The sequence below is a fragment of the Pseudomonas sp. LBUM1646 genome, from assembly GCF_059716165.1.
On the sequence record NZ_CP166810.1, the window covers coordinates 5,923,357 to 5,940,572 of the forward strand.

At 59.2% G+C, this 17,216-nt stretch carries 13 protein-coding genes and 4 tRNA genes; 5 read left to right on the forward strand and 12 right to left on the reverse strand.

What is annotated here, in order from left to right:
• Window positions 1-182: 182 nt before the first annotated feature.
• Window positions 183-581, forward strand: coding sequence for an HvfA family oxazolone/thioamide-modified RiPP metallophore (locus ACA071_RS27020; protein ID WP_497641878.1), 399 nt, complete (start codon window positions 183-185; stop codon window positions 579-581).
• Window positions 582-645: 64 nt separating this feature from the next.
• Here the strand turns inward: ACA071_RS27020 and ACA071_RS27025 are convergent, their stop codons facing one another.
• The 8 genes from ACA071_RS27025 to rluD all read right to left on the reverse strand — a co-directional run bounded on the left by ACA071_RS27025 (window position 646) and on the right by rluD (window position 7,519).
• A complete protein-coding gene (locus ACA071_RS27025; RefSeq protein WP_497641879.1) occupies window positions 646-2,271 on the reverse strand; it encodes a methyl-accepting chemotaxis protein in 1,626 nt (541 codons plus the stop codon).
• 153 nt (window positions 2,272-2,424) lie between these two features.
• Window positions 2,425-2,501, reverse strand: a tRNA-Pro gene (locus ACA071_RS27030).
• 97 nt (window positions 2,502-2,598) lie between these two features.
• A tRNA-Lys gene (locus tag ACA071_RS27035) sits at window positions 2,599-2,674 on the reverse strand.
• Between the two features lie 5 nt (window positions 2,675-2,679).
• A tRNA-Pro gene (locus tag ACA071_RS27040) sits at window positions 2,680-2,756 on the reverse strand.
• A 9-nt stretch (window positions 2,757-2,765) separates the two neighbouring features.
• Window positions 2,766-2,841: transfer RNA gene (locus ACA071_RS27045), tRNA-Asn, on the reverse strand.
• Window positions 2,842-3,138: 297 nt separating this feature from the next.
• Window positions 3,139-5,703 (reverse strand): ATP-dependent chaperone ClpB, encoded by a 2,565-nt coding sequence (gene clpB / locus ACA071_RS27050; protein ID WP_497641880.1) that lies wholly within the window; start codon window positions 5,701-5,703, stop codon window positions 3,139-3,141.
• Window positions 5,704-5,834: 131 nt separating this feature from the next.
• Window positions 5,835-6,560 (reverse strand): peptidoglycan editing factor PgeF, encoded by a 726-nt coding sequence (gene pgeF, locus ACA071_RS27055; RefSeq protein WP_497641881.1) that lies wholly within the window; start codon window positions 6,558-6,560, stop codon window positions 5,835-5,837.
• Window positions 6,557-7,519 (reverse strand): 23S rRNA pseudouridine(1911/1915/1917) synthase RluD, encoded by a 963-nt coding sequence (rluD, locus tag ACA071_RS27060; protein WP_007942311.1) that lies wholly within the window; start codon window positions 7,517-7,519, stop codon window positions 6,557-6,559. The genes pgeF and rluD overlap by 4 nt, the downstream gene beginning before the upstream one ends.
• Before the next feature lie 151 nt (window positions 7,520-7,670).
• Between rluD and ACA071_RS27065 the strand changes: the two genes are divergently transcribed.
• From ACA071_RS27065 to ACA071_RS27080, 4 genes are all read left to right on the forward strand, one after another.
• Window positions 7,671-8,693 carry an outer membrane protein assembly factor BamD gene (locus ACA071_RS27065; RefSeq protein WP_475268896.1) on the forward strand — a complete coding sequence of 341 codons (1,023 nt, stop codon included), beginning with the start codon at window positions 7,671-7,673 and terminating at the stop codon, window positions 8,691-8,693.
• Between the two features lie 125 nt (window positions 8,694-8,818).
• Window positions 8,819-9,052 (forward strand): PP0621 family protein, encoded by a 234-nt coding sequence (locus ACA071_RS27070; protein ID WP_497641882.1) that lies wholly within the window; start codon window positions 8,819-8,821, stop codon window positions 9,050-9,052.
• Window positions 9,042-10,631, forward strand: a complete 1,590-nt coding sequence (locus ACA071_RS27075; protein WP_497645394.1) for a sensor histidine kinase — start codon at window positions 9,042-9,044, stop codon at window positions 10,629-10,631. The genes ACA071_RS27070 and ACA071_RS27075 overlap by 11 nt, the downstream gene beginning before the upstream one ends.
• Before the next feature lie 2 nt (window positions 10,632-10,633).
• A complete protein-coding gene (locus ACA071_RS27080) occupies window positions 10,634-11,974 on the forward strand; it encodes a sigma-54-dependent transcriptional regulator (RefSeq protein ID WP_497641883.1) in 1,341 nt (446 codons plus the stop codon).
• Between the two features lie 91 nt (window positions 11,975-12,065).
• Here ACA071_RS27080 and thiO read toward each other — a convergent pair whose 3' ends face one another.
• Genes thiO through ACA071_RS27100 form a run of 4 tightly spaced genes read right to left on the reverse strand, consistent with a single transcriptional unit; the run spans window position 12,066 to window position 17,192 of the window.
• Window positions 12,066-13,166: a glycine oxidase ThiO gene (gene thiO, locus ACA071_RS27085; protein ID WP_497641884.1), complete on the reverse strand. Its 1,101-nt coding sequence runs from the start codon at window positions 13,164-13,166 to the stop codon at window positions 12,066-12,068.
• A 56-nt stretch (window positions 13,167-13,222) separates the two neighbouring features.
• Window positions 13,223-13,618, reverse strand: coding sequence for a type IV pilin protein (locus tag ACA071_RS27090; protein ID WP_497641885.1), 396 nt, complete (start codon window positions 13,616-13,618; stop codon window positions 13,223-13,225).
• 15 nt (window positions 13,619-13,633) lie between these two features.
• Window positions 13,634-16,741: a pilus assembly protein gene (locus ACA071_RS27095; RefSeq protein WP_497641886.1), complete on the reverse strand. Its 3,108-nt coding sequence runs from the start codon at window positions 16,739-16,741 to the stop codon at window positions 13,634-13,636.
• Window positions 16,728-17,192, reverse strand: coding sequence for a pilus assembly PilX family protein (locus ACA071_RS27100; protein WP_497641887.1), 465 nt, complete (start codon window positions 17,190-17,192; stop codon window positions 16,728-16,730). Before ACA071_RS27100 ends, ACA071_RS27095 begins: the two co-directional genes overlap by 14 nt.
• Between the last annotated feature and the right edge of the window lie 24 nt (window positions 17,193-17,216).

Sequence of the window (17,216 nt, forward strand, 5' to 3'; positions counted from 1 at the left end):
TGTATCCCGCCCCACCTTTTCCCCCCTTCGCTTACAAACTCCCCCCTTGCACGACACAGAAGCGATACACCCGCCCCGTTAAATGGCCACACCCGAGCAAGGCACCGCCTGCTTCGGTTAACGCCGCAATAACGCGGCATCCTTTATCGAGCGGTTGTGTCGTGCAACCCAGGAGATTTCAAATGTCCCGTACCACTAAAAACACTATCGGTCTGCTCGGCGCTGTTTTGGCCGGCGGCATGATGTTGACCGGCACCGTATTCGCTGCCCAGCCATTGACCCAAGGCTATCTGCTGGCATCGGCTGAGCAGGCCGTGAAGACCCCGGAAGGCAAGTGTGGCGAAGGCAAATGCGGTGATGCATCGATGGCAAAAACCGACACAGATGGCGACGGAAAAGTATCCCGTGCCGAATTCCAGGCCGTCGCGCCGAAGTCCAACTTCGACAAGATCGACAAAAACCACGATGGCTTCATCGATGAACAAGAGGCTTTCGACAATGTGAAAGCCAACTTCGAAGCCAACGGCAAGAAAATGCCAAAAGGCCTGTTCGAACACCTGAAAGACCAAGACGGCGCCTAAGCCTCAGAACAAACGAGCCGCGTATTCCTCGACAGGAAGCGCGGCTTTTTTGCGTCTGGCGGTTTTACACCCGAAAGCGCTGCACCATGCCCTGCAGTGCATTGGCCAGTTTTGACAGCTCATGACTGGAGGCGCTGGTCTGATCGGCGCCAGCCGCCGAGCGCACCGACAGGTCGCGGATATTCACCAGGTTGCGATCGACTTCCCGCGCCACTTGCGCCTGTTCTTCAGCGGCACTGGCGATCACTAGGTTACGCTCGTGAATCTCATGCACCGACGCGGTGATGGTCTGCAACGCCTCGCCCGCGCGCTCGGCCAGGACCAACGTGCTGGCGGCCCGCGAGGCACTGGCCTGCATGGAATCGAGCGCCAGCGTCGAGCCACTGCGCATGCCCTGGACCATTTGCTCGATTTCCTGGGTCGATTGCTGGGTGCGATGCGCCAGTGCCCGCACTTCATCGGCCACCACCGCGAAACCGCGACCACTCTCCCCTGCCCGTGCAGCTTCAATGGCGGCGTTGAGCGCCAACAGGTTCGTTTGCTCGGCAATGGCGCGAATCACGTCCAGCACCTTGCCGATGTCCTGGGACTGATTGGCCAGCGACTGCACCAACTCGCCGGTGTGCTGTACGTCGCTGGCGAGGGCGCTGATCGCGCTGGCAGTTTCGCTGACCCGTTCCTGGCCCAGATGCGCCGACTCACTGGATTGACGGGTAGCGTCGGACGTGGACACCGCGTTGCGTGCGACTTCTTCCACAGCCGTGGTCATTTCGTTGACTGCGGTGGCGGCTTGTTCGATCTCGTTATTCTGCTGTTGTAGATCTTGGGTGCTGTCGAGGGTAACAGCGTTCAACTCGTCGGCCGCCGTGGCCAGTTGAGTGGCCGAACCACTGATGCCTTGCAGGGTTTCACGCAAGTTCTGCTGCATGGTCGCCAGGGCCTTGAGCAAGCGGCTGACTTCATCGCTACCGTGGGTTTCGATGGGATTGGTGAGATCACCACGGGCCACATTTTCTGCGGCATTCAGGGCTTCATTCAACGGGTGCACGATGCTGCGGGTCAGTAACATCGCCAGGCCGACGGTGGCCAGCGCCGCCAGGGCGATGAACAGGCTGACAATCGTGCGCGAGGTTTCGTAGTGCGCGGCGGAGTTCTGGCTTTCGGTGGCGACTTGTTTGGCGAACAGATCCGCCAAGTCGGTGAGTTGTTTGCCGGAGCCATCGACCACGGTCTTCATATCCACCAGCAGCAACTTGGTCAGTTCGTCGCGACGGCCCTGTTCCGCCAGGGTGAACGATTGCGCGATGCCCGAGCGGTACGCGGCGAAGGTGGTTTTGAATTGGTCATATAACTGCTTGCCTTCAGCGGTGTTAACCAGCTTGTCGTAGGCAGCAATCTTGTCGCTCAGCTCCCTGTCCCGGGTGTCCATCTGGCTGCGGTACTGCGCAATGTTCTTAGGGTCCTGGTCCAGAGCCATGCGCAGGGAGATGGTACGGATGCGCAGCATGATCTCGCGGATCTCATCGCCGCCACGGATGCTCGGCAACCATTGGCTTTCAACCGCCACCTCGCTGTCACGAATGCTCGACATCTGCCCCAGCGCAAACACCCCGAGCAACGCCACCAGCACCGCAATCAGGGCAAAACCCAGCGCAGCACGGGGAGCAATATTCAGCTGACGAAGAAACATAACGAGCGCCTTTTGTTTTTATGGGCGGGAGGGAGGCGCTGTTTGCGCTCCGATGGCTCGTTATCGGCAAGTTGTACGATGACTTTAAGCTGGATTACGCTTTTTCAAAGACAAAAAAAATCCCCGTATCTTTCGATACGAGGATTTTTAATATGGTCGGGGTAAGGGGATTCGAACTCCTGACATCCTGCTCCCAAAGCAGGCGCGCTACCGGACTGCGCTATACCCCGGTAAAAAAAAGGCGACCTTTCAGTCGCCTTCTTCTTCGATCAGCGCTTTTGGCCTCTGATCTTAAGATCTGATCCCAGCGTTAACTGGTTTCAAAAATGGTGGGTCGTGTGGGATTCGAACCTACGACCAATTGGTTAAAAGCCAACTGCTCTACCAACTGAGCTAACGACCCAAAAATGGTCGGGGTAAGGGGATTCGAACTCCTGACATCCTGCTCCCAAAGCAGGCGCGCTACCGGACTGCGCTATACCCCGGTTTGAAATTGGCTCCGTGACCAGGACTCGAACCTGGGACCCAATGATTAACAGTCATTTGCTCTACCGACTGAGCTATCACGGAACTACATATTTCAATTTACAACGGTGAAGCTTGTTGCATCTCTCGACCCGTTCGCATCGCTGCGTTCGTGTGTCTGAGGCGCGCTATTCTACAATCTTAAGCACCTCTGTCAACCCCCTAAATTGCATTCAAGTTAATGATTTGCAACTTATTTCAGATTTCTGCTTGGGGAGCAGAAACCCTTCCGGGCGACTTACTGCGGGGCGCACTTTACAAGCCTTTTCCTTAGAGTTCAACAGCCTGGCGAAAAAAAGGCCTCGCAATGCGAGGCCTTGTTTATTTCACTGGCATTACGACTCAGGAGAAAACGATTTCGTCATTTTCCACCTTGCCGACAGCGGTCTCGCCCGGGAGGAAACGCCCGGACAGAATCAACTGCGCCAGCGGGTTCTCGATCCAGCGCTGGATCGCCCGTTTGAGCGGCCGTGCGCCATAGACCGGGTCGTAACCCACCGCGATCAACTTATCCATCGCTTCAGGGCTGAGTTCCAGTTTCAGCTCGCGCTCGGTCAGGCGACTGCGCAGACGGCCCAATTGGATCTCGGTGATACCCGCGATCTGATCCCGCGCCAACGGCTCGAAGATCACCACTTCGTCAACCCGGTTGATGAACTCCGGCCGGAAGTGCGTGGAAATCGCATCCATCACCGCCGCGCGTTGCGCTTCACGATCACCGACCAGTTCCTGGATCTGTACCGAACCGAGGTTGGAGGTCATGACGATCACGGTATTCTTGAAATCCACCGTACGGCCATGGCTGTCGGTCAACCGGCCATCTTCCAGCACTTGCAGCAAGATGTTGAACACGTCCGGGTGGGCCTTCTCGACCTCGTCCAGGAGGATCACCGAATAAGGCTTGCGACGCACCGCCTCGGTCAGGTAACCGCCCTCTTCATAGCCCACGTAGCCTGGTGGCGCGCCAATCAGCCGGGCCACGGAATGTTTTTCCATGAACTCGGACATGTCGATCCGCACCATCGCCTCTTCAGTATCGAAGAGGAACTCGGCCAGCGCCTTGCACAGCTCGGTTTTACCGACACCCGTCGGGCCGAGGAACATGAACGAACCACTCGGACGATTCGGGTCGGACAACCCGGCACGGGAACGCCGCACCGCGTTGGAAACCGCGATCACCGCTTCGTTTTGGCCGATCACACGTTGGTGCAACAGGCTTTCCATCTTCATCAACTTGTCGCGCTCGCCTTCGAGCATTTTCGACACGGGGATGCCAGTCCATTTCGAGACGACTTCCGCGATCTCTTCTTCAGTCACCTTGCTGCGCAGCAACTGGTTTTCGCTTTTGCCGTGCTGATCGACCATTTGCAGGCTGCGTTCCAGGTCCGGAATGATCCCGTATTGCAACTCGGCCATGCGGTTCAGGTCGCCTTTGCGGCGCGCGGCTTCCAGTTCCTGACGGGACTGTTCGATTTTCTGCTGGATCTGCGCCGAGCCCTGGACTTCGGCTTTTTCCGAATTCCAGATTTCTTCGAGGTCCGAATACTCACGCTCCAGACGAACGATTTCTTCCTGGAGTTTTTCCAGACGTTTCATCGCCGCTTCGTCGCTTTCTTTCTTCAGCGCCTGGGATTCCACCTTCAGCTGAATCAAACGACGTTCCAAACGATCGAGTACTTCCGGCTTGGAGTCGATCTCCATGCGGATACGGCTGGCCGCTTCGTCGATCAGGTCGATGGCCTTGTCCGGCAACTGCCGATCAGTGATGTAGCGATGGCTGAGTTTGGCCGCGGCGATGATCGCGCCGTCGGTGATCGCGACCTTGTGGTGAACCTCATAACGTTCTTTAAGGCCACGCAGAATCGCGATGGTGTCTTCTTCGCTCGGCTCTTCCACCAGTACTTTCTGGAAGCGCCGTTCGAGGGCCGCGTCCTTCTCTATATATTGGCGGTACTCGTTGAGCGTGGTCGCGCCGACGCAATGCAACTCGCCGCGAGCCAATGCCGGTTTGAGCATGTTGCCGGCATCCATCGAGCCTTCGCCTTTACCAGCGCCGACCATGGTGTGCAGTTCGTCGATGAACAGAATGATCTGCCCTTCCTGCTTCGACAGTTCGTTGAGCAGCGATTTGAGGCGTTCTTCGAACTCGCCACGGTACTTCGCACCGGCAATCAGCGCGCCCATGTCCAGGGACAACAGGCGCTTGCCTTTGAGGCCGTCCGGCACTTCGCCGTTGATGATGCGCTGGGCCAGGCCTTCGGCGATGGCGGTTTTACCCACGCCAGGCTCGCCGATCAGTACCGGGTTGTTCTTGGTGCGGCGTTGCAAGACCTGAATGGTCCGGCGAATTTCGTCGTCACGGCCGATCACCGGGTCAAGCTTGCCTTCTTCGGCGCGCTTGGTCAGGTCGACGGTGTACTTGTCCAGGGCCTGACGCGATTCTTCGTGGTTGGCGTCATTGACTGCTTCGCCGCCGCGCAGGTTGTTGATCGCGTTTTCCAGAGCCTTTTTGCTCACACCTTGGCCGAGCAGCAATTTGCCGAGTTTGCTGTTCTCGTCCATCGCCGCGAGCAGCACCAGCTCGCTGGAGATGAATTGATCACCCTTCTGCTGAGCCAGGCGATCAGCCTGGTTGAGCAGGCGCGCCAAGTCCTGCGACATGTTGACGTCGCCGGTCGGGTTCTGGATTTTCGGTAGCTGGTCGAGCTCTTTAGTCAGCTCTTTGCGCAGGCTGTTGACGTCAAAGCCGACTTGCATCAACAGGGGTTTGATCGAACCACCCTGTTGTTCAAGCATGGCTTGCATCAAGTGCGCCGGTTCAATGCCCGGATGATCGAGGCCGACGGCCAGAGATTGGGCGTCGGATAGGGCTAACTGCAATTTGCTGGTTAAACGGTCTATACGCATGGGTCACCTTCCTTTTGAGCAGGCCGGACCTAAAAAACCATCCTGAGTGAAGAAACCTGCCAGATACCTCACTAGATGCGGTCGATTCTGGGAGTTTCAAGCGTCATACGGTTGATGTAGATCAGGGAAGCTTAGTCTTCGAGCCAGACCAGGGAGGCAAACCGACCGGTGCGTGGACTGCGGCGGTAAGAAAAGAAGCGTGGATCGGTCACGGTGCAGAAACCGCCACCATAAACAGCCGTGACACCACGAACAGCCAGACGCAAACGCGCCAGCTCATAGATGTCGGCCATGAACTTGCCGGCGTTCTGGCTCGGAACAAAGGCTTTTGCGGCTTCAGGCAATTGCTGGATGAAGACTTCCCGAACTTCCGGGCCGACTTCGAAGGCTTGCGGGCCGATGGCCGGGCCGAGCCAGACCAGCACCTCTTCCGGCGCCACGGCCAGACTGTCGAGGGTCGCTTCCAGAACACCCGCTGCCAGCCCGCGCCAACCGGCGTGGGCCGCGGCAACGCGAGTGCCGGCACGGTCGCAAAACAATGCGGGCAGGCAGTCCGCAGTCATCGCCGCGCAAGCAATACCGGGCGTTTGCGTCCAACTGGCGTCGGCAGTGGCAACCTGACTGGGGTCTGCATCAGCCACGACAATGCCGTGAACCTGTTGCAACCAGGCCGGTTGAATAGAGAAATGATCGGTGAGGCGACGGCGATTTTCGGCCACAGCCTGGGGGCTGTCGTCGACGTGATCGCCGAGGTTGAGGCTGTCGAACGGCGCCAGACTGACGCCGCCCGCACGGGTGGTAACGCAGGCTTTCACCCCGGCAGGCGCAGGCCAGTCGGGTATCAGCCAGTCACTCATCCGATGAACGCCTCACGGTCTTGCTTGAGCAGGGTCAGCAACCAGACGAAATCGTCCGGCAGTGGCGATTCCCAGCTCATGCGTTTACCGGTGGTCGGATGATCCAGCTCCAGGAACCGCGCGTGCAGTGCCTGGCGCGGGAACGCCTTCAACGATTCGACCATGGTCACACTGGCTGCCGGCGGGATGCGGAAACGACCGCCGTAGGCAGGATCTCCGACCAACGGGTAGTTGATGTGGGCCATGTGTACGCGAATCTGGTGCGTACGACCGGTTTCCAGCTTCACCCGCACATGAGTGTGGGAGCGGAAACGCTCGAGCACGCGGTAGTGGCTGACGGCTTGCTTGCCACCTTCCATCACCGCCATGCGCTGGCGTTGCTGGCCGTGACGACCGATCGGCGCGTTGATCTTGCCACCGGCGGTGACCACGCCGATCACGATGCACTCGTAGATCCGGCTGACGCTGCGGCTCTGCAACTGTGTAACCAGCTGCGTCTGCGCTTGAATGGTCTTGGCCACCACCATCAGACCGGTGGTGTCCTTGTCCAGGCGATGCACGATACCGGCGCGGGGCACATTGATGATGTCCGGCACGTGGTGCAGCAAGGCGTTGAGCAAGGTGCCGTCAGCGTGACCGGCAGCCGGATGCACCACCAGACCCGCAGGTTTGTTGATCACCAGGATGTCGTCGTCTTCGTAGACGATGTCCAGCTCGATGTCCTGAGCGATCCATTCGCCCTGAGCTTCCTGCTCGGCAGTGAGTTCAAGAATGGCACCACCATGAACAATGTCTCGCGGGCGGATAACCGCCCCATCCACAGTCAGGCGGCCGTCTTTGATCCAGGCGGAAAGGCGCGAGCGCGAGTGCTCAGCGAATAATTGTGCGGCGACTTGATCGAGGCGTTGGCCGCCCAATTCGGACGGCACCTCTGCGCGAAGTTCAATTTTATCGGACATGCTCAGACTAGGCGTCGGCACAGCCTTTGGTTTCGGCTGCGCGCTTGTGGTTAAATACGGCGTCTTTTGCCCCGAGGCTATTCAACGGGGCGCTCATCATAACAGGACGGCCCCGCCCAAGACAGCGGCCGTCATAGGGACGCAAGCCGCCATGCAAGTGAAACACCTGCTGCTGATCGCCATCCTCGCATTGACCGCTGCTTGCTCATCGAAGGAAGTCGTAGACGAAAACCTTAGCGAAGTCGAGCTGTACCAGCAGGCTCAGACCGATCTGGACAACAACAGCTACACCAGCGCCACAGCCAAGCTGAAGGCCCTGGAGTCGCGTTATCCGTTCGGGCGCTACGCTGATCAGGCTCAACTCGAGCTTATCTACGCCAACTACAAGAACGCCGAGCCTGAGGCTGCCAAGTCTGCCGCCGAGCGTTTCATTCGTTTGCATCCACAGCATCCGAACGTGGATTACGCGTATTACCTGAAAGGTCTGACTTCCTTTGACCAGGACGTCGGCCTGCTGGCGCGCTTCCTGCCGCTGGACATGACCAAGCGTGACCCGGGCGCTGCCCGCGACTCGTACAACGAGTTCGCCCAGCTGACCAGCCGCTACCCGAACAGCCGCTACTCGCCGGATGCCAAGCAGCGCATGATTTATCTGCGCAACCTGCTGGCCTCCTACGAGATTCACGTTGCCGACTACTACCTGACCCGTCAGGCTTATGTCGCTGCCGCGAACCGTGGTCGTTATGTGGTGGAAAACTTCCAGGAAACCCCTTCGGTCGGTGACGGCCTGGCGGTGATGGTCGAGGCCTACCAGCGTCTGCACCTGGACGAACTGGCCAACACCAGCCTCGAAACCCTGAAGCTCAACTACCCGAACCACCCAAGTCTGGTGGACGGTCAGTTCAAGCCATCGGTCGACGAAGCGGATAACCGTTCGTGGCTGAGCAAGGCCACCCTGGGCCTGATCGAATCCCGTCCGCCGCTGCCACCGGGCGAAACCCGCGCCAACCAGGACGTGCAGAAGCAGTTCCAGGACGCGAAAGACTCGATTCCGAACGATCTCAAGCCTAAAGATGAAAACGGCGATGTGATCGAGGAAGAACAACACGAAGCGGAAGGCAACAACAGCGACCGCTCGTGGTTCAGCTACATGACCTTCGGTGTGTTCGACTGACACCACCGGTTGTGCGAAAAGGGAGACTCTTGAGTCTCCCTTTTTTATTGCTGCGATTTATTACGCTGTGCGCCTGTCATGTCCTTGGCTAAACTGCCTGATCATCATTCATAAAGCAGCTCACCATGCTTCGTTTACTGTTCTGGATCGCCCTGATTGCCGCTGCGGTATGGTTCTGGCGCAAGTTCAAGGGTCAGGCCTCAACGCCTCGGTCCTCCGCCGAGCTGGAAGCGGCGCCGATGGTCCGTTGTGCACACTGCGGCGTCCACCTGCCCCGCGACCGTGCGCTGAGCCTTCAACAACAGTGGTATTGCAGCCAGGCTCACCTTGAGCAAGGCCCGGGCTCCAGTGATCGCTGAGGCCTCCAGCCCTGGCAGCAAACAGGCCCAGCGACTGCTGCGCCTCTATCATCTCTACCGTTTATGCGTCGGCATCACCTTGGTGTTGTTGATCTCCAGCAACATGGACAACCAGTTGCTGACATTCGCCAATAACGATCTGCTGCGCAGTGGCAGCTGGTTGTATCTGGTACTGAACATCCTGGTCGTGGTGTTCCTGGAAAACACCCGGCGCCCGACGCAACTGTTCAGTCTCGCCCTGGCCGACGTGTTGCTGCTATGCGGCCTGTTCTACGCCGCCGGCGGTGCGGCCAGCGCCATTGGCAATTTGCTGATCGTCTCCGTGGCCATCGGCAACACCCTGTTGCGCGGGCGTATCGGCTTGTTGATTGCAGCGGTCGCGGCCCTTGGTATTGTCGGTTTGAGTTTCCTGCTGAGCTTCACCCGCCCCACCAGCCCCAGTGACTATCTGCAAGCCGGCACTCTCGGCGCGCTGTGTTTTGCCGCTGCGTTGCTGGTGCAAGGTTTGATCAGGCGCCTGGAAGTCAGCGAACACCTCGCCGAGCAACGGGCCAGCGAAGTGGTCGGCCTTGAAGCCCTCAACGCACTGATTCTGCAACGCATGCGCACCGGCATCCTGGTGCTCGACAACCAGCGCCACGTGCAACTGGCTAACCACAGTGCCCTGTCCTTGCTGGGCCAGGAGCACCTGGACGGCCAGTTGATTGATGATTACTCACCCATCCTGGTCGAACGCCTGCAACTGTGGCTCAACAACCCGACCTTGCGCCCCCCGAGCCTGAAAATCGCCCGTTCCGGCCTGGAGCTGCAACCGAGCTTCATTGCGCTGGACCAAAGCCCGCACCATCAAACTCTGGTCTTTCTCGAAGACCTCGCCCAGATCGCCCAACAGGCCCAGCAACTGAAGCTCGCGGCCCTCGGTCGCCTGACCGCCGGTATCGCCCACGAGATCCGCAATCCGCTGGGCGCCGTTAGTCATGCCGCGCAGTTGCTGCAAGAATCCGAGGAACTGAACGGCGCGGATCGACGTCTGACCCAGATTATCCAAGACCACTCTCAGCGAATGAATCGGGTTATCGAAAACGTCCTGCAACTGTCCCGCCGCCAACAAACCGCACCGCAGCGGCTCGATCTGAAGCTGTGGCTTGCGCAGTTCGTCGAAGAAGCCCGTGAGGCCGCGACCGAACGCCAGCACATTCACCTGCGCATCGGCTTGGGCCACTTCAAAACGTTGATGGATCCGAACCAGCTGACCCAGATTCTCGACAACTTGTTGCGCAATGCCTGGCGGCACAGCGCCTTGACCCACGAAAAGGCCGAAGTCTGGCTTGAGCTGTTTATCGACGCCGACAGCCAGTTGCCGGTCCTCGAAGTGCTGGACAATGGCCTCGGCGTGGCACCGGACCAGCAAGTGCACCTGTTCGAACCCTTCTTCACCACCAGTACCCAAGGCACAGGCCTTGGGCTCTATCTGTCCCGTGAGCTGTGCGAAAGCAACCAGGCCCGCCTAGACTTCAAACCACGCCAAGGCGGCGGCTGCTTTCGCATCACCTTTGCACACGGACGGAAACAAAGTTGAACATGAGCCCACAGCAGAAAGTCCTGATCGTCGATGACGAACCGGATATCCGCGAACTCCTGGAAATCACCCTGGGACGGATGAAACTCGACACTTTCAGTGCCCGCAACCTCGGCGAAGCCCAGGCCCTGCTGGGCCGGGAGACATTCGACCTGTGCCTGACCGACATGCGCCTGCCCGATGGCACAGGCCTGGAACTGGTGCAACATATCCAGCAACGTTATCCCCAGGTGCCGGTGGCAATGATTACGGCTTACGGCAGCCTGGAAACGGCCATCAACGCCCTCAAGGCCGGAGCCTTCGACTTCCTGACCAAACCGGTGGACCTCACCCGCCTGCGAGAATTGGTCACCAGCGCCCTGCGCCTGCCCGCTCCAGGTGGCGCCAGTACCGCCATTGATCGCCGATTACTGGGCGATTCACTGCCCATGCGCAACCTGCGCAAGCAAATCGACAAACTGGCCCGCAGCCAGGCACCGGTGTACATCAGCGGTGAATCCGGCAGCGGCAAGGAGCTGGTGGCTCGCCTGATCCACGAACAAGGCCCGCGCGCCAACCGCCCCTTCGTCCCGGTCAATTGCGGGGCGATACCGTCGGAATTGATGGAAAGTGAATTCTTCGGCCATCGCAAGGGCAGCTTCAGCGGCGCCATCGAAGACAAGCCCGGACTGTTCCAGGCGGCCCATGGCGGCACTTTGTTTCTAGACGAAGTGGCTGATTTGCCGCTGGCCATGCAGGTCAAACTGCTGCGGGCGATTCAGGAGAAAGCCGTACGTAGCGTGGGCGGGCAACAGGAAACCGTGGTCGATGTGCGTATTCTCTGCGCCACCCACAAAGACCTCGACGCCGAAGTCAGCGCCGAACGTTTCCGCCAGGATTTGTATTATCGCCTTAACGTGATCGAGCTAAGGGTCCCGCCCTTGCGCGAACGCCGGGACGATATTGAGACCCTCGCCAGCCATGTCCTCAAACGCCTGGCGGCCGGCACCGGCCAACCCGCGGCAAAACTACACCCGCAAGCCCTTGAAGCGCTGAAAAGCTACCGCTTCCCGGGCAATGTGCGGGAGCTGGAAAACATGCTCGAACGCGCCCACACCTTGTGCGAGAACAAACAGATCGAAGCCAGTGACTTGCGGCTCGCCGAAGGTAACTGCACCGCCGAAACCGGCGTGCCGGACCTGACGCGCATCGATAATCTGGAAGATTATCTGGAAAACGTCGAACGCAAACTGATCCTCCAGGCGCTGGAGGAAACCCGCTGGAACCGCACGGCGGCGGCACAACGGTTGAATCTGTCGTTTCGGTCGATGCGCTATCGGCTCAAGAAACTGGGATTGGATTGAGTCCTAAAAGATCGCAGCCTTCGGCAGCTCCTACATGAGAACGTGTTCCCCTGTAGGAGCTGCCGAAGGCTGCGATCTGTTGATCTTCGCCTTAAATTCGCCCCACCGGCGCATACGGCGCCGGGTCAATAATCGGCGCCCTGCCCAGCATCACATCCGCAAACAACTGACACGACGCCGGCGCCAGCACCAATCCATTGCGATAATGCCCGCAGTTGAGCCACAGCCCGGCAAACCCAGGCACCCGGCCAATGTAGGGAATGCCTTCCGGCGATCCCGGCCGCAGCCCGGCCCAATGCCCCACCACTTCGGCATCCGCCAGCGCCGGGATCAACTCCACGGCTGAGGCCTTCAGGCTTTCCAGCGCCGATTCGGTCGGCGTCTTGTCGAACCCTTCGTGCTCCAGCGTACTGCCGATCAAAATATGCCCGTCACGGCGCGGGATCGCATAGCGCCCCTTGGCCAACACCATACTCGGCAAAAAATCCGCCGCGCACTTGTAGAGAATCATCTGGCCCTTGACCGGCTCGACCGGCAGCTCCAGGCCGAGGCTTTTAAGCAAGTCACCGCTCCAGGCGCCCGCCGTCAACACCACCTGATCGCCATGAATAGCGCCAGTGGATGTCTGCACACCGACCACCGCGTCGCCTTCACGGATAAACCCGCTGACTTCGCACTGCTCATGGATCGTCACGTTCGGCAGCGCCAACAGCGCCGCTTTCAGGGACTTCACCAGCCGCGGGTTGCGCACGTTGGCCACGTCGGCCATGTAGATTGCCCGGGAGAAACCACCGCCCAAAACCGGAACAGCGTCATGGGCCGCCGAGATATCCACAGCCCGCAACGGGCGGTTCTCCCGTTCGGCCCAAGCCAACGCCTCGGCTTCATCATCGAGGTCGAGCCAGTACAAGCCGGTGGTATGCACCTCGGGATCGACGCCGGTGGCGGCAAACAGCCGTTCACCCAGCTGTGGATAAAAATCCTGGGACCAGTGCGCCAGCGCCGTGACCGCCGGGCTGTAGCGCCACGGGTAAAGCGGCGAAACAATGCCACCGCCGGCCCAGGATGATTCCTGGCCGACGTTCGAGCGATCCAGCAGCACAACGCTCTGCACTTCGGACGCGAGATTGAACGCGGTCAGCAGGCCGATCACCCCGCCGCCGACAATCACCACTTGCTGTTGCCTGGTCATGTTCTGATCCAACCGTTCAATAGACAGAGGGCGCAAAAGGTGCCCGAAAAAGAAACTCAGCGGCCCCAACAATCCTTGGAGGTGGCCGTGGCATTGACCACCGCTCTGACGCCTGTGTTGGTGATCGTGAAATCCCCACATTTGTCGGTCGCCATACTCGTACCCGACTTGCGCACCGCCGTCAGCGTAAAGGCCTGATCGGTAATGGTCGGGGTGATGGTGTAAAAATCATTACCTGCACTCAGGCCGGTGACGCCGGTATAGAGATTGTTCTTGGAATAGAACCGCTCAAGAATTTGCGCCTGCTCGGAAAGCAGCCCGGCCACCTCGGTGCGACGGCCCTTTTTCATGTACTCGGTGAGGCTGGGATAGCCAATGGTGATAACGATCCCGATGATCGCAATCACGATCATGATTTCGATCAGGGTAAAACCTCGGTTGGATCTGCGCATTGCCTCAACTCTCACTTACTGTATTTGTCGCCACATGATGCGACGGCTGCCGCCACCGCCGGGTTTTTCCACCAGGGAGCTGATGCCACCGCTGGAGTCGTTCACAATTTTGCGGGACGCATTGTTGACGATCGCGTTCAGCGTCGGAATACCGCCGGTGAAAATCACCCCGCTGGAAATCGAGTCAGTGCTGTCGACCAGCCCGTCGCCATTGGTGTCGAGCACCGCGTAGTTGAGCATCTTACCGCTGAATGCATCCAGTTCGACCAGCTTGCCGGTACCGAAACTGGCGCAAGGGTCGGTGGTGTCGACGCTGGCCGTGGTGAACACGATTCGGCCGGCGACCAGGCTGGCTTGATTGATCACCCGTTCACCGGTCAGCACGTTGTTGTACACCAGTGGCAAGTACCACCCCTTCTCGGCCGGGTAGGTCGTGTCATTCTGGGTCGTGGTGATGAACTGCCCGCCTGTGCTGCCGGTGGTCACCCCGGACACGGCCTGGGCCTGCAAACTCGACACGGTCAACTGGCCAGCGCCGCCATCGGCATCCCACACCGAGTAGAACGCTTGAAGATCCTTGTTGGTCTTGTCGGCGGTCTCGTTGAATTTCCCGGTGCCGAAAAACACTTGCTTGCCGCCCAGGGAATTGTCCGCCAGCAACGGTTGCGCGGTAATCGGTTGCGTGGCGCCACCCGGTGCCGTGAACAACGGCTTGCCGGAAAACGCTACGCCCCAGGTATCAGTCGTGGCACCACTGAGGTCGAACTTCCACAGACGCCCCTTCAAGTCGCCACCATAAGCGGCTTGCACCACGTTCTGCGAGTTGACCTTGAGCTTCACCGAAGACAGGCCATTGGTGGTTTCCGTACTGTCGATGACGATTTTCTTGATCAGCGAACCGTCGCGAACATCCACCACATACAACGCCGCCACGCCCGAATTGCTCCCGTAGCCGTTGGAGATGAAGGCCGCCCAACGCCCATCGGCCAAGCGTGCCACTTCCGGGCGAGCATAGGCATAACCCAGGTCATTGAAAACGTTCGCGGTGTTCGCCGTGGCCGGTGCGCTGATTTCCCATAACGCCTTGATGGCGTTACCCGCCGACGCATCGAACAACTGCACCGCGTAAAACGTCTTGCCGCCCGCCCCTACCCCGCCCAGTGCCAGGGTTTTCCAGGCAGTGCCGAGTTGTGCATCGAACACCCCGACCTGACCGTCCACCAGAAACTTGTGGCTCACGCCGTTGATGTAGGTGGGATCGGCGATGTAGCGCAACGACGGCAGCACGCTGGAAGGCATGTAGGCATAACGTCTGGTACCGTTGGCGGCGTTGATGACATTGAGGAAGCCATCATTGGCGTTAACCACCAGGCTGGCACTCATGTTGGTGGCTTTGGTCGCCAGATAGGTGGAGTAGGTGGAATCGCCCACCAGGTCCGACGCGGTCTGATCCGTGGGAGAGGCCAGTGCGAGAGGCGAGTTGATGATGTCACCGAGCAAAACCGAGCGCACTTTCAGCCCGGTCTTGTTAGTGCCCTTGCTCCACTCCACCAGGTCATTGCCGACAATGCCGGTCGGCAGGCTCTGGCTGAGTGAGGTTTGCTGGGCCGGGGAAAAGTTGCCGTAAGCCAGGGTAATCGCGGCGTTGGTCAGGGTATTCCAGGACTGGTAGGTCGGCGCCGTGGCACCGGGCACGATAGCCGTGTCGGTGGTCCATAACACCGAGGCCGTGTTGACCGAACCGCTGGCCGTGAAGCCGTAGGACTTGATTGTTCCGCGCCAGTCCTTGGGGTCATAACTGGTCTGGAAGTAACTCGAACCGCTGGCCACCGTGGTGCCGCTGGTGACACCGCTACCGCCCGATCCGGCCTTGGAGGTGATGTTGCTCAAGGCAGAAGACAATGCCGCGTTTAGACCGGCAGCGTCGTTAGCCTGGTAATACAAACCCTGGCCGTAAGCGGCCGCATCCGACAGCATCGGGTTGGCCGCGGTGAACCCCACGGTGTAGGTGTTCATGTACTGCTTGGGAAAATCCGCCGCGGTCCAGCTTTTGCCGGCCAGGTCCGTACCGGTCGAACGCATGTCGATGTCGAAAGCGAACTTGGCGATATCGTCCAGATACAGGGTATCGCCCTCGCCATCGCCACTGAGGTTATTGCCGTCGTTGTTGATCCCGTCCCAGTTGGGCAAGCGGGTGGTACCCAGCGGATCGTTGGTCGGGAACGTCCGGTCGTAGGTCGGCAAGCCGTCAGTGACGACCACGCCGTAGTTCTTCTGGCAGCGGTACTGGATCGGGCTGGTGTAGGTCGTCGGCGTCGAGTTGTAGTACGGCGTCATGCCGCGAAAATAACGGGTGATTTCGTAGTAGGTTTCGGCCAGCGGCGTGTTGGCCACAGCCGCCAGGTTATTGATGGAGGAGATCAGGTTGTTGTAATTGGTGTCGGCCTGGGACTGGGTAACGCTGCCAGAGACGACTGCCAGATCGCTGATGGGGCGAGCGATGTAACCGCCGTTGGCGGAGTTGTTGCTTGTGGGCGGATTGAACGTAGCCAACCCGATACGCAAGCCCCGGTTACCGGCTACCAATGCAGTAGAGACATTACGCGCCACGTTGACTCGATAGTCGTTGGGAATCGAGCCGTTAGTGAAATCACGGTTGCTACCATTGGCCAATCCCACCAAGTACGAGAGGTAGTCGTCTGTATAGCGGGTATCTTCATTGCCGACCGGGTCTGGGAGCTTGATACATTGCGGGGTCAGGCTGTTGTTGTAGAACGCATAGGCACCACCGGAACAACCGGAGGTCGGCAGGCTGGACAGGAAGATCGAATTGCCGACTATATCCGAGGAACTAAAACACAGGCCGATAAAGGCATTGCACTGCCTGGCCGGCGTGCGATTGACCGTCGGATCGAATCCCGCCGCGAAGATGATGGTGTTCATGCTGCCCGAGTCGTCGATCAGCAGCATCACATTTGGAGGCACCGCAGCGGCGCTCAACAACGGTGAGTCCGAGGGTGTGAAGGCATAGGCCGGCGCCGCCAGATACAGGCTCAGCAACGCCCCGAAAACCCGCTGCACCCACCTACGGTACCAGCCTCCACGAGCATCAATACTTGGCATAGATGCTCTCCACCACACTGCGAATGTTGTTGCCGACGATGCCTACTGCTGTGACCCGATACAGCGTCGCTGAGGTATTACTCGGCACGTTAACGGCAGTCAGCGTGGTGCCGATGTTCTGCACCCCATAAAAACCACCGCCAGCGGCGATCCAGGTGACCCCCGATGTGGAGTTGAGCCCGGCACCGGTCACCGTTGACGACTCGGCCGGCGGCGCGCATTGCGCCGTGGTGCCGCAAACGGTCAGCGTATAAGTCGCCAGTTGCACCGCGCTTTCCCCCATGCGCAAGGTTGCCTCGGCCAGTTGGAACGATTGATTGCGCAGGGTCACGCTGCCGGCCATTTTTTCCTGGAGGGTCGCGTTCTGCATTGATGAAATGCCGATCACCGTCAGCAGCAACAGAAATACCAGGCTCACCAGCAAGGCCATTCCACGTTGGTTTTTTTGCATGTTTATCGGGGCTCTCATCCGGCA

Coding starts and splice junctions, on each gene's coding strand:
- ACA071_RS27020 (WP_497641878.1), top strand. CDS start 183: ATGTCCCGTACCACTAAAAACACTATCGGTCTGCTCGGCGCTGTTTTG.
- ACA071_RS27025 (WP_497641879.1), bottom strand. CDS start 2,271: ATGTTTCTTCGTCAGCTGAATATTGCTCCCCGTGCTGCGCTGGGTTTT.
- clpB (WP_497641880.1), bottom strand. CDS start 5,703: ATGCGTATAGACCGTTTAACCAGCAAATTGCAGTTAGCCCTATCCGAC.
- pgeF (WP_497641881.1), bottom strand. CDS start 6,560: ATGAGTGACTGGCTGATACCCGACTGGCCTGCGCCTGCCGGGGTGAAA.
- rluD (WP_007942311.1), bottom strand. CDS start 7,519: ATGTCCGATAAAATTGAACTTCGCGCAGAGGTGCCGTCCGAATTGGGC.
- ACA071_RS27065 (WP_475268896.1), top strand. CDS start 7,671: ATGCAAGTGAAACACCTGCTGCTGATCGCCATCCTCGCATTGACCGCT.
- ACA071_RS27070 (WP_497641882.1), top strand. CDS start 8,819: ATGCTTCGTTTACTGTTCTGGATCGCCCTGATTGCCGCTGCGGTATGG.
- ACA071_RS27080 (WP_497641883.1), top strand. CDS start 10,634: ATGAGCCCACAGCAGAAAGTCCTGATCGTCGATGACGAACCGGATATC.
- thiO (WP_497641884.1), bottom strand. CDS start 13,166: ATGACCAGGCAACAGCAAGTGGTGATTGTCGGCGGCGGGGTGATCGGC.
- ACA071_RS27090 (WP_497641885.1), bottom strand. CDS start 13,618: ATGCGCAGATCCAACCGAGGTTTTACCCTGATCGAAATCATGATCGTG.
- ACA071_RS27095 (WP_497641886.1), bottom strand. CDS start 16,741: ATGCCAAGTATTGATGCTCGTGGAGGCTGGTACCGTAGGTGGGTGCAG.
- ACA071_RS27100 (WP_497641887.1), bottom strand. CDS start 17,192: ATGCAAAAAAACCAACGTGGAATGGCCTTGCTGGTGAGCCTGGTATTT.